This is a genomic window from Sulfuricaulis sp., from assembly GCF_049587675.1.
Lineage (GTDB): Bacteria > Pseudomonadota > Gammaproteobacteria > Acidiferrobacterales > Sulfurifustaceae > Sulfuricaulis.
Map to the genome: position 1 here is coordinate 1 of NZ_JBAVEJ010000138.1, position 2,207 is coordinate 2,207.

Below are 2,207 nucleotides of genomic sequence, written 5' to 3' on the forward strand. Positions count from 1 at the left end.
CCGGAATGGCGGGCAATTGCCAACTTATCGGTAACCTCCTGAGCAATGCCCGCGGTGGATCCGCTAAAACATCGGCAACGGCATTTCCCCGTTCATCCGCCGACATTTCGTTCAGGGCCTTGTCAAACTCTGGCCGCACTTCCTCCCAGAGATGGTACAGGAGCGAACTCCGGGGCGGCGGCGTCACTTCCCGCGCTCCGTTCTTCTCGCTCACGGCCACGTGGCCCAGGAGATGCAGCCGGTCGATCGCGCGCGTCGCGGCGACATACAATACGCGCCCATCCTCGTAACGGCTCTTGGTGTCATCGAATTGCCTGAGAAAACTGAAAATCGGTTCGGCGTCCTTTCCGCTCTCCCGGATCGGCGCGAGCAAGAGATCGATCGCACGTGTACGCAGGTTCGGTCGCTCAGCCCAGGCGAGCAACGGAGATTCGCTGTGTCGCGGTATTCGTCCAAGTCCTGGGACAATCACCGTGTGGAACTGAAGCCCCTTGGCCTTGTGGATGGTCATGAGCTGAAGCTGCTCCGTTGCCTCGACATCGGGCAGGGCAAACAGCTTCTCTACCCGCTCCGCCAGCACGTCGAGCTCTACGAGATCGCCGGCCACCTCAAGCTCCTCGAGCAGATCGAGATAGGCCAGTGCATCCGCAAGATCCGTCGCATCAGCCGCACAGGCCGGCCCGCCTAGCGCGATCCATGCCCCTTCGACGAGCCGACGCAGGGGCTTGCGCCGGCGGCGAGCGAAGCAATCCGCCATCACGACCCGAACGCGCTCGAGCCGTGCCTGTCCGTCCGCGCCCAGGCGTGCGAGACGCCCAGTGTCCTGCATCAACTCCCATAGCACCGCCTTCTGATCATCACCTGCCAGCGTCTCCAGGTCGACAAGCGTGAGGCCGCACCAGGGGGCACGCAGCACCGCGAGCCACGAAAGCCGGTCGCCCGGGTGGACCAGCGCGCGCGTCAGCGCCAACAGATCCTGCACGATGCTGCGGTGCCCCAACGCCTCGATCTCGACCGCGCGAAAACGCAAGCCCGCGCGCCGCAACCGCGGCGCAATCTTGAAGAGATGCGCACGCGCGCGCACGAGAATGGCGATGGTTTTCTGCGATGGGTCCGCCATCGCCTGCTTTACCAGGGCCACCGCTTGCTCTGCCTCCTTCTCGTCATCTCGCCCCAGCATTGGATGCAGCACCACCGCCGGTTCCGCGCGAGCCGGATCATAGGCCTCCGCGGGCGAATAGGTGACCGCTCCCGCAGCCACGTCTTCCTGCGCCGGAAATGCCCGCGCGAACGCCCGGTTCACCCATTCCACGATCCCTTCCTGGGAACGGAAGTTCACCTTGAGGTTGAGCGGCTCAAGCCGGACATTCCCGATGCCCTGGTGCCAGACACGCAGGAACAGACCAACCTCCGCCTGGCGGAAGCGGTAAATGGACTGCATCGGATCACCCACGACGAACAGACTGCGCCCGTCTCCGGGTGTCCAGCCCGCAGTGAGCAGATCCAGAAGCTCGTATTGGCTGAGCGAAGTATCCTGGAACTCGTCGACCAACACATGCTGGATCCGGTAATCAAGCGTGAGGGCGAGATCCGTCGGTTCGTCGCGGGTTCCCAGGGAGCGCAACGCGCTCCAGGACACTTGTGTGAAATCCACCTCTCCGCGATTCTGGAACACCACCCAAAGTTCCGCGACCGCCAGCGGCAGCAGTTGGTAAAGTGCCTCCACCACTTCCCACTGGCTATCGTCGTACCGGGGTGGCGGTAAATCGGGCAACGCGGCCAGGCGTTCCACCAATCCGGTACAGTCGCCAAGCTTGCTGACCAGGATCTCGAACCGCTCTTTAGCTTCCTTGCAGCGCGCTTTTTCCGTCGCGTTCGGCGCCGTGCTCGGGGCCGGAAAACCGGTTTTCGCATTGACCGTCTTGCGCCATTCGCCTTTCGATGTGAGAAGCAGCGACCCGAGCCCGCGCCACTTGGCAAGATCATCCGTTATCGTTCCCGGAAGTTCCGTCATGTCGAGGCAGGCCAGAATCTCCGATGGCGTGCCGGCGACCCGCAGGTTCTCCGCGGCGAAGCGTGCGAGCGCGAGCAGTTCCGGCACCTCGACCGTTGGCATCGCCAAGCGCAGAGCGGCGAGCGCATCCTCGATGACATGCGCGAGCGCGGCCTCGAGATTCTCCCGCGACGGCGGTTGTTCGCCACTCCCA

The 2,207-nt window shown here is 63.7% G+C and carries 1 protein-coding gene; it reads right to left on the reverse strand.

Annotated features, from left to right (window positions below):
- On the reverse strand, positions 1–2,207 hold a 2,207-nt coding region (locus WB402_RS07275; RefSeq protein ID WP_424206411.1), incomplete at both ends, for a UvrD-helicase domain-containing protein.